This is a genomic window from Thermodesulfobacteriota bacterium (assembly GCA_035325995.1).
Lineage (GTDB): Bacteria > Desulfobacterota_D > UBA1144 > Nemesobacterales > UBA2774 > JADLGH01.
This window is the reverse complement of record DAOKYU010000021.1, coordinates 1-12,709: the sequence shown is the minus strand read 5'-3', so window position 1 is coordinate 12,709 and position 12,709 is coordinate 1. Positions and strand designations below refer to the sequence as shown.

Annotated in this window: 12 protein-coding genes; 1 reads left to right on the top strand and 11 read right to left on the bottom strand. The window is 55.9% G+C overall.

The genetic code is table 11. From position 1 onward, the window contains the following. Window positions 1-550: 550 nt before the first annotated feature. The 5 genes from PKC29_14890 to PKC29_14870 form a co-directional block, all read right to left on the bottom strand. On the bottom strand, window positions 551-1,210 hold the full coding sequence (locus PKC29_14890; GenBank protein HML96707.1) for a hypothetical protein: 660 nt from the start codon (window positions 1,208-1,210) through the stop codon (window positions 551-553). 11 nt (window positions 1,211-1,221) lie between these two features. Next, complete coding sequence (locus PKC29_14885; GenBank protein HML96706.1) at window positions 1,222-1,698, bottom strand: hypothetical protein; 477 nt, start codon at window positions 1,696-1,698, stop codon at window positions 1,222-1,224. Next, window positions 1,695-2,558, bottom strand: a complete 864-nt coding sequence (locus tag PKC29_14880) for a hypothetical protein (protein ID HML96705.1) — start codon at window positions 2,556-2,558, stop codon at window positions 1,695-1,697. Before PKC29_14880 ends, PKC29_14885 begins: the two co-directional genes overlap by 4 nt. Window positions 2,559-2,839: 281 nt before the next feature. Beyond that, window positions 2,840-3,571 (bottom strand): class I SAM-dependent methyltransferase, encoded by a 732-nt coding sequence (locus PKC29_14875; GenBank protein HML96704.1) that lies wholly within the window; start codon window positions 3,569-3,571, stop codon window positions 2,840-2,842. Window positions 3,572-4,329: 758 nt separating this feature from the next. Beyond that, window positions 4,330-4,563, bottom strand: coding sequence for a hypothetical protein (locus PKC29_14870; GenBank protein ID HML96703.1), 234 nt, complete (start codon window positions 4,561-4,563; stop codon window positions 4,330-4,332). 160 nt (window positions 4,564-4,723) lie between these two features. On the opposite strand from PKC29_14870, the gene PKC29_14865 reads away from it, so the two are divergent. After that, window positions 4,724-5,431, top strand: a complete 708-nt coding sequence (locus PKC29_14865) for a metallophosphoesterase (protein ID HML96702.1) — start codon at window positions 4,724-4,726, stop codon at window positions 5,429-5,431. A gap of 208 nt (window positions 5,432-5,639) precedes the next feature. On the opposite strand, the gene PKC29_14860 is transcribed toward PKC29_14865, so the two are convergent. The 6 genes from PKC29_14860 to PKC29_14835 all read right to left on the bottom strand — a co-directional run bounded on the left by PKC29_14860 (window position 5,640) and on the right by PKC29_14835 (window position 12,448). Next, window positions 5,640-6,521, bottom strand: coding sequence for an SDR family oxidoreductase (locus PKC29_14860; GenBank protein ID HML96701.1), 882 nt, complete (start codon window positions 6,519-6,521; stop codon window positions 5,640-5,642). A gap of 405 nt (window positions 6,522-6,926) precedes the next feature. Next, a complete protein-coding gene (locus PKC29_14855) occupies window positions 6,927-8,267 on the bottom strand; it encodes an APC family permease (protein ID HML96700.1) in 1,341 nt (446 codons plus the stop codon). 484 nt (window positions 8,268-8,751) lie between these two features. Then, window positions 8,752-9,297: a hypothetical protein gene (locus PKC29_14850; protein ID HML96699.1), complete on the bottom strand. Its 546-nt coding sequence runs from the start codon at window positions 9,295-9,297 to the stop codon at window positions 8,752-8,754. Window positions 9,298-9,573: 276 nt separating this feature from the next. After that, window positions 9,574-10,866, bottom strand: coding sequence for an MFS transporter (locus PKC29_14845; protein HML96698.1), 1,293 nt, complete (start codon window positions 10,864-10,866; stop codon window positions 9,574-9,576). 698 nt (window positions 10,867-11,564) lie between these two features. Further along, window positions 11,565-11,999 carry a hypothetical protein gene (locus PKC29_14840; GenBank protein HML96697.1) on the bottom strand — a complete coding sequence of 145 codons (435 nt, stop codon included), beginning with the start codon at window positions 11,997-11,999 and terminating at the stop codon, window positions 11,565-11,567. A 200-nt stretch (window positions 12,000-12,199) separates the two neighbouring features. Beyond that, window positions 12,200-12,448 carry a hypothetical protein gene (locus PKC29_14835; GenBank protein ID HML96696.1) on the bottom strand — a complete coding sequence of 83 codons (249 nt, stop codon included), beginning with the start codon at window positions 12,446-12,448 and terminating at the stop codon, window positions 12,200-12,202. Window positions 12,449-12,709 lie beyond the last annotated feature (261 nt).

The following is a 12,709-nucleotide window of genomic DNA, read 5'->3' as shown; positions in this document are numbered from 1 at the left end:
CGAATTACTTAACATCTACAATTGCGAGGGTGCGCCTTACGCGACCGCGGCAATCCCGCCTTTCAATCTGTCATTATTGTTTTTTGTCGTCATTCCGAACTTGATTCGGAATCTCGTCTTATTCCTTTAATCCTGTCATTCCGACCAACGATTTCGAGCGAGCGAGGAATCGGACGCCCCAGATCAATTGCAAGAAAGCATATCTGGTACTGCTCGGAAATACCTCAAATCTAAACAGGAGAAATCTCTCTTTTCCTCCCACTTCCTTCCCCCTACCAGGGGGAAGGCTAGGATGGGGGTTACCTTAATCCTTTGCCATCTTTTCCTTCCTCCCCCCTCCATATCCCTCAAGCATATACCCATAAACAATATCCCTTCTAGCATTTATATAAAGTATATCCCTTGATTTATAAACTATCCCAAACTCTGGAACCTCACAAGACCCGAATTTTAGCTGGAAAGAAATTAGCGGATTAAATACTGTGGAAGGCTAAGCAAATTGATAGTATGCCAGTAGTCATCCTGAACTTGTTTCAGGATCTAAATAAAATCAAGCCGGATTTCTTAATATAAAATCTCTGATTCCTGATATCATTAATGATACTTGTTCTATTACATATTTATCATAGTGTCCGTGAGCCGCATCATTTCTTAAGTCTAACCATGCAGTAACACTTTTTTGATCCAATATAGAATATATTTTTGCTTTTCCTAACTCAGCATTCAGGGCATCAGCTTTTTTGGGGCGTACGTCACCCTCTCTTTCATATTCTGTATCAATACCGTTTCTTACACATAATTGCCGCAAGTGAGCTTCTAATGAACTTCCTGCTATCACTGCAGCTGCGTCTTTGTATCCTTCTTTCAGCAAATGATGAGACATCTCAAGGAAATCCACAAACAATACGCCATGAATTAGCTCGGTAAAGTTTTGCAAATAACCTTTTGATATATCATGGCGTAATGATCTTACAACACCAATAATAGCCTGAAGTGCAAGAACATGATGTTGAGTCTTTAGCATATCTTCAGACTGTTTAAAATACGGAGAGCTTTGAGGCACAATACGTTCAATAGCTGCTCTTGATCTTGTTGTGAGTTCTAGAACTCCTTCTACAGGGTAATCTGAATCTACTATCTGCTGGTAATCGTGTAGTATCTCTTCAAGTTGCTTTATAAACACTGCAGAGAGATTTTTATCGATATTCATAGTCCTCCCCCTCACCTCCCCGGCCCTACCTCGAACGACTCCGCAATCCCGTTCATCACTTCCCCATACTCCCCCTTCTTCGCCTCGGGATACTCCATCTCCAGCGTGTAAAACACGCCGCCCTTCAGAATCTTCTTGATGAAATAAACCTCCCCGTTGCGCACACCCTTGATCTCGAAATACTGGCTCCCCGGATAAATCAGCTGCAGCTTGTCGTCCGGGCTCTGCAAATCCTTATACTCGTATTCGAGCGTCGTCCCGTCCACATTCTTCTCCGCCCTGACGCTCACCGTCGCGTCCTTCGCCTCCGACAAAAGCGTCATCCCGCTCGCGTCCGCAAGCTCCCCCTGCGAAACGAACCCCGCCTTCGGATACCGGAACGAATACCCATACCCCATATTCACATACTTTATATACTCCATGTCCGCCGCATACGCCCCCACGCCCACGGCCAGCATCATCACAAGCGCACCGACAAACTTTTTCATTTCCCGTTCACCCCCTTCATCATATCTTCGAGCGATATATCCACGATCGCCCCCGCCCTATTGTTGTACGTCACGATAACCGGCACCTTCCCGCCGCTCGCCCTGTCCACCGCCCGGAGCATCTCGTCGATCTGCATAATCGAATCGGCTCCGTAAAGGAAAAACTTCTCCGTCCGTATATACCTCCAGCTCTTCATCCTCACCCGCCACGTAATAAAATCCTCTTCCTTCCCCGACTCGTCCGTCCGCGTATCCTCCATCAGCTCTATGTACCATATATCTCCGAACGGCACCGTCTCCGCTTTCAGGCCGAACGGCTGGCTGTACACTATTCCCTCCGTCGTCACACTGGTATATATATTATATACCCAGAAGTTCACCCCCGCGCAGAGGATACCAGCCGCAAGGGCAACGGCCCTGTACCTCGGGATATCCTTGTAGAGACGCCATCCCTCGTAATTCCTCAGCAGGAATTTACGGACGTCGTCCTCCCCCCTCCGCACGAAAATCAGCGAGAACACGAACAGCATGAGCAGCACCGCCATTATGGCCGACGGCAACAGGGGATAGATAACGTAATCGGTAAACCTGAGTGAAAAATAATCGGCAGGGTTGTCCGTCAGGACCCATAGCAAATACGCCTGAACAGCAGTCAGAAACAGCGCGCACGCCATGTACAGAGCGAATATATAAAGGTAATGGATCGGCTTGAACGTATAGGGAGTGAGCCCATGCCCCAGCGTCTTGACCTCTCCCTCGGCGAAATAGTTCCTCAGCTTTATAGGGAAAAATGCGGCCAAAACCGCCCCCGTCAGAAGCGGAAAACCAATCGCCAGCACCTCCTCGGGGCGAAATCCCATGCGATTAATATTCCGCTATTACCCGCCCTTGTCAAAGGCGGGCCACGCCCGCTGGAAATCGAAGCAGAATCGCCATTATTGCTATCATCTGCCGCACTCCCAATGCTTAAGTCTCAGAACGTGCTACGTCGAAAACCACACGTATGTGTGTGGTCAAGCAGAAGTAGAAATAGTTTTGCCTTTAGTTTTTTATCCCCCTTAGAAAAAGGGGGAACAAGGGGGATTTAATCTTTTGTCTTTCATCCATTACGGGGATTTAGACTTTTCTCCTCTCCCACTTTTCACATCCCGAACCTGAACACACTATAAAGCCCCAACGGGTCCGTATATACTACCTCCCCCGACTCGAACCCTGCCCCCCGCGCGAGCCCGATCCAGTCCTCCGGCAATTCCGGCAGGTCCGACTTCGCCACATGTTCGTATACGATTTCGAGCTCCTCCGGCGTAAGCTCCGTCCACGTCCGCGACACGACATCCCTGAACCTGTCGATGTATTTTTCCACCCTCTCCCCCTTCTCCAGCGTCGGCTCATAAATCAAAAACATCCCCCCGGGCGCAACCTCCTTCCGGACGGTCTTCATAAACCGTCCCTTCTCCTCCGTCGGCAAATGATGCACCGACAATCCGACCCACACGACGTCCGGCGGCGCATCGACGTACTTCCCGAACTCCTCAAAATCCCCGAGCACGAGCCGCTTCTTCGCACGCACCTTTTCGAGCTCCTTCTCCGCAAGTCCGAGCGCCCACTCCGAAAGGTCTATCCCCGTGTAGTCGGCGACGCCCGTGCTTTCCAGGCAGCGCGACGACGAATACGCGTCCCCGCACGCAAGGTCCGCAAACGAAAACGGCTTACCCTCCTCGTTCAGAATCTCGCACAGCTTCTCGTACGCCGCCCTGTGCGACATGTGGTCGTGCTCCAGTATCTTCCTGTACACGTCCCAATGCTTCCGAAAAATCTCGGTTATCTCGTCCTGCCCGCGCCCGTTCTCGGGCACTCGGTGAAATCCCGGCATCCAGTCGCTCCTGTCAATCTGTATCCGCTAATAATACCGCCGCCTCTCTCCCAACAAAACCCCTGTTCACTCCGTAAACATAAAATTGCGAGCTGCCCCCAACGCAGCAATACATTCCCGGGCCGGCGGGCCACGTGCGCAGGAATTCGAAGTAGCAAGGTCGTTGTAATTTTCTTCGGACGCGCTTTAAGTGACTTTAGCAACTTCGTTGCTATGCCGAGAAACACACATACGTGTGCTCGCGTGCCGGAATTCGACGTAGCCGACTTGGAAATTCATAGCAACGCCCGGTCGTCTGTTCCAATTAATCACCAGCCTTGCCACGTCGAAGACATCGAGTGCATGAGCGTTAAAAATCCGACCTGCCTTACTCTTCCCTCCCCCTCCCAGGGGGAGGGTCAGGGTGGGGGTATAGTATTTGGAGGATTTAGCGAAGGAACGATGATTTTGCACGCCTCGCGTGCAGGATTCCGAAGTAGCAGCAGTCTTGCTATTACCACCTGACGCGCTTCAAGTGACTTTAGCAACTTCGTTGCTACGTCGAAAATGACACTACGTGTCCCCGGCCCGGCGGCTCGCAGCCGCACGCAATCGAAGTAGCCACCTTCCGCTATAACCTCCAAACGCGCTTCCGATGCATATGCCTCTGAATGTGATTCGTCGAAAATCACACCACGTGTGTGGTCAGGCAAAAGTAGAGAACCTTGATCTTTAGCCTTTTTCTTTCTACTCCCCTTAAGAAAAGGGGGCAATTCACCCTATTTCTTCACATCCACCGGCACCCCTTCAAAAAACTTCCTCCCGCTCACTTCTGCAATGTTCACATCGAGCACACTCTTCACGCGCCGCCCATCGATCTGCTTTATGTTCACGTCCATCACCCCGCTCGACGCCCCCACCTCCTTCGTCTCGAAAAACGGCGCGAGCAAAATCCCCCACAGCGCAACCGCGATCACGGTCAAAACTGCCTTCGTATAAAAATCGGTCTTCATGGCAATTCCTCCTTGTTCCAGTCTTCAGTCATTATAAACTCCCGTGCCGCGCGCCGGTTTCATACGCGCCGCACGCTTATCATGACACCCCTTCCCGCCCCGCGCAATATTCCCCGTCCCCCGTCTTGAAATCCATTCAGTATAGATAATACTAGCAGTGATGCGGACTCTGGTCATCGGCGACATTCACGGCAACCTCCCTGCCCTCCGGCAAGTCTTCTCACGTGCGAAGTTCGACCCCGCCAGGGACCGCCTCATCGCCATCGGCGACGTCTTCAACAACCACCCCTACTCCGCCGGCTGCGTCGAAGAGCTCATCCGCGTCAAGAACCTCGTCTGGTGCCTCGGGAACCACGACGCCCTCGCGCTCTCGTGGCTTCGCGGCGAATGGGGCAATGGCAAACGCCTCGGCCCCTGGCGCCAGGAAGACCTTGCCGCCATCAAACTCTCCTACGACGGCGGCAAAACCAAGTCCGACAGGAAACGCATGAAAATCCACGCCGCTTTCGTCGGCAGCGCCGCCACGCTCTACCACGTCGACGAGGAGAACCGCCTCTTCGTTCACGCCGGCATCGATTGGCGCTTCCCCGTAAACCGCCAGCCCGACCCGGCGGTCTACTATACAGACCGCGCCACCTATGCCGTCCACGCCGTGGTTCACGCCCTCCGCTGCACAAACTTCCCCTACAAGGACGTCTTCATCGGCCACACGAAAACCATCAACGAATACCCGGACGGAAAACCCGTCCGCCGCGCCAACCTCTGGAACATCGACACGGGCGCCGGCTCGTGGGGCAAGCTCACGATGATGGATGTGGAAACGTATCAGTACTGGCAAAGCGACTTCGGCCCACGCATCACTTCCTGAGCAGGCCACACCACGCTCGCATTACTTGGCCTTAGAAAGTGAAGTGTATAAACATCGAGGCCGACTCAATACTCAAAGAGTTTTCCAGTCATTGCGAGGGAGCGCCTTCCGCGACCGCGGCAATCTCATGAACAGCGTTACTGCCATAACCACAAATCGCGCTTCAGACGCTTATAATATTTCGGAAGGGAACAGATCGAAAACAACTTTATGCGTGCTTCTTCTTTTTCTTCTTCAAGAACACAGACAGGTTATCGTCCACGAACTCCTCGAACGTCCGCGACTGCTTCTCCGTCACCTCGTAAAACGTATCCGTCACGAAATCGCAAAGCCCTTCCCCGATGAGCTTATACAATTCCGACACGGCTTCGGCCACCTGCTCCGGCATCCCGTACGAAACCAGGTCCTTCCTGAACTCCTTCGGCTTCACGTCGACGTACTCGATCTTCTTCCCGAGCTTGTCCGAAAATATCTCCGCCACGTCGTTCCCCGTCAACGCCTCCGGCCCCGTCACGGTCAACACGCCGTCGCTGTTCCCGTTCTCCGTAAGGAGCTTCGCTATCAGCCGCGCCGCATCCCTTACGTCCACCCACGCGCACCCGGCCTCGCCGAACGGCAGCCTTATCTCCCTGTTCTCCCTTATCGACTGCGCGTAGTGCGTCGAAAAATTCTGCATGAACACGCTCGGCCTCACTATCGTATGCCTAAGACCCGACGCACGCAAATACTCCTCGGCCTCGCCGTGCCAGCGCAAAAGCCTGCTCGGTGAATCCGGGCTCGCCCCGATTACCGAATATTTAACGAGGTATTTGACGCCCGCTTCCCGCGCGGCGTCGATGAAGTTCTTTTCGAGCTCGAACTGGTTTCCGCAGTCCGGCGAGAGCATAAACGCGTGCTCCACGCCTTCGAGCGCACTCTTCAGGCTGTCGGTCTTCCCGAAATCGCCCTGGACGAGATCGATAGACTTGGATTTCAAACCGGCGGCCTTCTCGGGGTCTCTCACCATCGCGGTGAACGTGTAGCCCCACTTCGAAAGACGCCGCGCGACCCTACGTCCGGTCCTGCCCGTAGCGCCGGTAACGAGTATCATGTGCTCTCCCCACCCTTGCGGATGTCCGATTATTCTAACAGGGATGCCGATACAATAAAAGCGGCGCTGCGGGCACACGCGAACCCGGCGCAGCAGCGATACCATCGCCCCGCGCAGCGTGCCGCATTTATAATCCCCGATCTTCCTCCCCTCCCGGGGGGAGGATCAATGCAGGGGTCACCTTCAGCGCGTCATTGCGAGCGAGCGCCCCGCGCGACCGCGGCAATCTTCTTCTAATCCGGCATCCTGCCTGTCTGCCGACTTTGTCCGGCGAAGCCTTTTATCGACCGACTTGTCCACCGTAGCTTCAGCGAAGGTGGAAGCCTTGGCGAGGTCCGAAGCGAAGACGGGTCGGGAATCCACTTCCTCCAGCAATCAATCAAGCGTTTTTATCGAAGCCCCCGATCACCTCCTCGCCCCCAGCCTGTACGCCGCCTGGTACACGACCGGCAGCGCCATCAGCCCGCCGATAAACCACAAATCCCTTCTGTTCTCCGGGTCCCTCGCCGTCTCCACGAACAGAATCAAGAGCGCGACCGCACACACCACCGCCCCGGTCATACACACCCACTTCTTCGCGCCGGTCGCGGCCGCGAGACACGCCCCCGCCGCGTTCACCATCAGGAATACCAGTATGAATCCCGTGCTCGTCGCCGCCGAAAGCGAATGCAGGTTCACGAAATTTGCGATGAGCAGCACGAGCGCCGTGATGACGAACAGCCCGACGGGATACCTCCCCCTCACCTCCGTCTCGTAAAACCCCTGCGCCTCGTGCGCCTTCGCCAGCATCAGCGGCAGCTTCGACGCACCGAAAAGCCCGGCGTTGATTGCCGACGCCGTCGCCAGTATCGCCCCTATCGCCAGCAGCACGAACCCGAACCTGCCCATGAATATCTCGGCCGCCGCCGAAAGCGTGTACCCCTTCGCCCCTTCCACGCCCCCGAACGTCATGTGCCCGAGCACCACGATTATTATCAGGGTGTAAAAAACCATCGCCGTCGCGACCGATCCGTAATACGCCAGCGGCAGATTCCGCTCCCTGTTCTTAACCTGGTCCGACACGTTCGCGATCAGCTCGAACCCCTCGTAACTCAAAAAAACGAGCATCCCCGCCGCGACCATCCTCGGCACGGGCACCCAGTCCGAAGGCCCGAGCCTGTCGAACGTAAGCCCCGTGGCCGCCAGCCCCACGACGACGAACACCAGCAGAATAAGGAGCTTGCTGAAATTGAAGAACCCCTCCGACTTCTCCACGAGCGACGGCCCCGCAAAATTCACGAGCGCGAGCACGACCATCACGCCCGTCAAAAGCACCCTGTGCCAGAAGTCGAAATCCTCCTTCGCGAAAAATGTGGCCGCCGCGTAATTCGCGAACGCATACGCATACACGGCCAGCAGCACGACGTAGCTCATCACGAGCAGCGTGTTCAAGCTGCCCGAAAATATCCCCGGCCCGAACGCCTTGTTTATGAACGTCACCGTCCCGCCCTTGCTCGGGAAAGCGACCGAAAGCTTTACGTAGGAATAAGCCGTCAGCAGCGCGACCACGCCGCTGATCAGGAAGGATATAAATGTCGCGCCTCTCGACTCGACCGTGGCCAGCCCGAGAGTGGCGAATATGCCGCCGCCCACGATGCCGCCGATGCCGATCGAAAACGCGTCCAGAAACCCGAGCCCGCGAGGGCCCGCCGCAATGTCCTCTTTCGGGCTCTCGATACCACGGCGCACATTCGCGATAAATCCCATGAGGACACCTCTATTTAAGGCTCGATATTTTCTGTCAGCAGAATTATATATCAGCCAATCGGAAAAAACAGGCGGACAGCGTCCGCAAACAATCGAAGCAGCGGTCCCATGCGATTCCCACCCGCCGCGCTTCAGACACCTAGAATCCGTGAATTCGCTACGTCGAGAATCACACGTACGTGTGTGTCATTCCCAACGATTCCGAGCGAGCGAGGAATCGGACGCCTTTACCTTCTTACGCAGATGTTTATCCAGCACTGCTCGCAACCAATCTACTTTAGTATCAAGTCTTAATCGGGAATCTATTTCCACCGGCAATCAGTCAAGTATTTGTTTGCCATTACGAGGGTGCGAAACACCCGTGGCAATCCCTCTTTTTAATCCGTCATTCTGCCCACCCTAATAAAAAAACCGGCAAAGCCCCCGCCCGAAAGCAGAGGCCCGCCGGCGTAATCTAAAATCTGTCTACTAATTCAAACCCGAATCAATAAGCCCAATACGGGCGCGGATACGGCCCGTAGTAATACGGCCCCGGGAAACGGCAATGCCTGAACCCGGTGTAATAATTCCTCCAGCAAACCGCGCCGGCCGGTCCTACCCACCAGTCTATAACCACTGACGTAAGCCCGCCCTTTTCCGGCAGCGTACCGTCGAGGACTCTCACGTCATAGGTCAAATCCCCCTTCTCGCCCAGCGACGGGTTCGAGATCTCGACGATCACGTCCGTGCCGCCTTCCTTTTCTCCCAGGATCGAAACGGCGGCGTTCGGCGGATCGTTCTTGAAGCTGTCCTTCCCCTCGTCCCACATTTTCAGGAACTGCGTCACGGGCACGTGCCCCGCCATCCTCTCCGGCCTGTCGGAGAAGAAAATCATCGACGGCGAAAGCCCCGTCAGCGTCATCTTGCCGTCCGCGAATGTCACTCCGGTCGCCGTCTGCACGAACAGAAAGTCGGCGCCGCCGAACGATTCGTCCGAGCTACCCTGCGCGAAAGCCGCGGCCGACATCACCACCGCCACGGCTAATATCAAGCAAAAACCGCCCAATCTGAACATATCATCACCTCCTGATGGATTTGACTGCGAAAGCAAAACGGGTGAACCAACCCAATATTTCGCTAAGTATATATCAAAAATTCCGCGACTCTTACATATTTAATTTATGGGAAAATCATGTTAAGAGGAACGCAAAAGACAGTGCATTTTCATCACTCCGCGAGTGGAGAAAAGCCCGGTTAAGGAACAACCTGTATCAGCACGAGAAGCCGGCGATATAACGAAGCCGGAGCCGGCTTCCAGGAATGTCTTTCAATCTATCGCCAGTTCGGAATCCGTCTCGTCTCCCGGAGTCTTTTCCCTTTCTCTCCCCGTCCTGCCGCTGAGCGCCAGCACCCCGGCGGCAACAGTCGCTACTCCCGCGAGCGCGATAAGCGGCAGCTTGAAGAACACGGCTGCGAGGAACCCCGCAGCAAACCCCGAAAGCGCCTCGGCGCCTACCTGGAGCGACTGGTTACTCCCGAGAACGCGGCCCTGCTCCCGCTCGCTCACCATGATCGAAAGCATCGCCGCGCACGCCGGCAGCGCGACGGCCAGCGCGATCCCCGCCAGGAACAGCGTCACCCACAGCGCGTTCTCTTCCGACGGCGCCACCACGGCGATCATGAACACCGCGAACAGCGCGATGGAATAATTCGCTATCACGCGCGGCTCGTACCTCTTCGCGAGAAAACCCGTGATCCACAAATTTGCGAGCACTATAGGCACGGCCACCCACGCGATAAAGTCCGACACCTGCTCGACGTTCATCTTGAATTCGTCGACGAGATACATCGGGTACGAACGGAAAAATCCAAACACAGCGAAATACACGAGGAAATTCACGAAGAAAATAATCCGTGTCCTCCCCGGATCGAAAACCCTGAGAAGCCCCGTAAAAGCTTCTGTGTAGCTCACGGCCCTCCGCGACTCGAGCGGATGCGTCTCCCTGAATACCACGAACGTGAATGCGAGCGTCGCCGCCAGGAGGAAGAACACGGCCCAGTACGGCGTCGCGTAACTGAACCACGGCTCGATCGACGAATCGGCCAGCTTCCCTCCGAGCAGCGGCCCCACGACATACGCGCTGCTCGCGCTCAGGTACACGTACCCGAACAGCCTGCTCCGCGACGCCGCCGTGCTCACGTCCGCGACCGAGCTCTGCGCGATGACGATATTCGCCTCGGCGAGCCCCGTTACGATCGACACCAGCATCAGAAGCGGAAGGCTCTTAAGCTCGATCGAATACGCGAACGCCGCGTAGCACGCCGTCGTTACGGCCAATGACGCCAGCAGAACGGGCCTCCGCCCGAACCTGTCCGATAGCGCACCCATGACGGGCGAGCCGAAAAACTGCCCCAGCGGATACAGCGCGAGCACGACGCCCAGCACTATGGTCCTGTCCACCTTGAACGGCAGCGACGCCAGTATCTCCCCGTTGTCGTCGAGGATCATCGGCGTAAGGATCGTGATCATCAGGCTGTAACCGAGAAACCCGATGAAGATCACTATATATAGAGGAATTATTCTGAATAAATTCGTGCCGGAGGGACTATCGTTGCTCACAGGCATGCCCACATCTTAACAGCGCCCGCCCGATTCCGCAACCACTGGCGCAGGATATGAAGTTGTCATTCCCGAATGTCTTTACTTGCCGCGGCGAAGCCTGCAGGCGAAGCCGGGTAGGGAATCCACTACCGCCAGCAATCCATCAAGCATTTTTGTCATTGCGAGGGAGCGCCTTCCGCAACCGCGGCAATCTTCTTTTAATCCGTCATCCTGCCTGTCCGGCGAAGCCATGCGTAGCCGGACGCGGCGCAGCAATACCACTCTGGGCCAGCGGGCCACGCCCGCTGGAATTCGAAGTGGCAGCGCTCGGCTAGGACCACCCGACGCGCTTCCGGTGGTCTTGGCAACTATCGCGCTATGCCGAAAAAGACACTACGTGTCCCCGGCCCGGCGGCTCGCAGCCGCACGCAATCGAAGTAGCGGCGCATTTCTATTACCACCTTTCGCACTTCAGTTGCAAAAATCCATGAAGGTACTTCGTCGTAAATCACACTTCGTGTGTGCTACTTTTGGTCAGTCAAAAGTAGAGAGATATTACTCCTCATTTACCAGCTAACTCGGAACGTCCCCCGCAAAGCCTCCAACCCCGCAACCTCTACCAGCTTTCGAAGTGGCGGCGTCACTGCCAATATCACCAGCCGCGCTCCGGGTGGTTATAGCCTCGGAATATGCCACGCCAAAATCACACCCTGCGCCTACCGGCAATTCCCCGCAGTCACGGCATCCCTCGCTTTTTCGAGAGCCGCCTGCGCCTGGTGCGTGTTCGCCCTCGCCCCGTCGAGGGCCTTCTTCGCCGCCTCTTCCTTGGGCGCTATCTTGTTGTAATCGTCGAGCGCCCTCTCGCAAAAATCCCCGCCTCCGGCCTGACACTTAGCCACGGTATCCGCGAGCGGCTCCTCGGTCCCGGCGTATGTGTTGGCGTGAAGTTCTTCGTAATATTTCTCCCACTCCTTGAGCGCCTTGCTCTGCGCCTTCCACGCCTCCTTGACCCCCTTCTCCGCCTCGCCGAGAGCAGTCATCAGCGCCTCGCAGTCCGCGCCCCGAGCCCCTGCCCTGCCGGTGCCGGCGACAACCCCCGCCAGCGTAAACGCCCCCAGCGCCATCAAAACCAAAACGTACCTCGCTCCCATAAAACCCTCCTTATGAATTTCCCGACAGCATGTATCCCGCCGCATTACTTATCCGTCATTGCGAGGGCGCGAAGCACCCGCGGCAATCTCTTCCCCCGCACCCCGAGCGCGGGATACCGGCGGGCGAGGCTCGCACGTCCGATCAATTGAATCCCGGACCTCGCTTTACCCCTCCCCGAAGAGAGTCTCCGCCCCCGGGCTCAAGGCCCCGTGCACGGCACGTCCGGCGGGGCGTCCCAGCCCATTATGTCCGTACACCTTTCGAGATCGGCGCAGCTTATCTTGTCCTGCGTGCTGTCCGGATTCATCGCCTCGTACGCCTCTATCCCGACAGGGATGTTGTTGCAGATGCTCACGTCGAACCCGTCATCCTGCTGAGCGTTCTGCGCCGCGCACGCGCCGAGCATAAAAGCGCCCGCGAGAATCAATGCGCAAATACCCTTTCCCATCGTGCAAACCTCCTTCAAGATGATCTTGGCTGCTTACCCGATTATACACCCGCTCTCCCGAAGTTGAAACACAATCCGGCATACTACGGCACGCCGCGCCGGTGGACGGTCTTCACAGACATTCGAAGTATCGGCGTATTACCTCTACCACTCGCCGCGCTTCCGATACCCGTGGCCTCCGAACGAGCGAGGAATCACCCGCTTCCGTCATTCCTGCGCTTGTCGCGGCGTAGGTGAAGCCGTAGCCGGAGAGGCAGGAAC